The organism is Vibrio sp. 10N.261.55.A7 (assembly GCF_002877365.1).
Lineage (GTDB): Bacteria > Pseudomonadota > Gammaproteobacteria > Enterobacterales > Vibrionaceae > Vibrio.
This window is the reverse complement of sequence record NZ_MCWZ01000216.1, coordinates 1-511: the sequence shown is the minus strand read 5'-3', so window position 1 is coordinate 511 and position 511 is coordinate 1. Positions and strand designations below refer to the sequence as shown.

1 protein-coding gene is annotated in these 511 nt (G+C 42.9%); it reads right to left on the bottom strand.

Features of this window, described 5'->3' with window-relative positions:
- Positions 1-444 (bottom strand): ATP-binding cassette domain-containing protein (locus BCU12_RS10770; protein ID WP_133153866.1); only part of this gene is annotated, 444 nt, incomplete at its 3' end.
- Positions 445-511: the final 67 nt, after the last annotated feature.

Here is a 511-nt window from a genome sequence, read left to right as displayed (position 1 = left end):
CTGCTGCTGACCACCAGATAACTGATGCGGCTTCTTGCTAATATGGTCTTGAAGTCGAACCATCTTTAATGCGTCTTCAACCCTGTTTGTTATCTCGCTATTAGGCACCTTTTGCATCCTCAGCCCAAACGCGACATTCTCGAAAATGGTCATATGAGGAAACAATGCATAACTCTGGAAGACGGTGTTAACAGGTCGTTGTTCTGCAGGTACGTGAGTAATATCAACACCATCGAGCATTACTGTGCCTACATCTGACTCTTCAAATCCTGCCAGTAAGCGCAGAACCGTTGTTTTCCCACACCCAGAGGGGCCTAAGATCGTCAGGAATTCGCCGTGTTGTACGTTCAAAGAAAGGTTATTGATAACGGTATTGCCATCAAAGCTTTTACTAATTGAAGATAGCTTAATAACAGGTTCACTCGTTTGAAGTTTGGTATTCAAGGTTGGCTGTTCCTTTCAATGACTGACACTCATCTATAATCGAGTGTAATACAAGATAGATTTATGG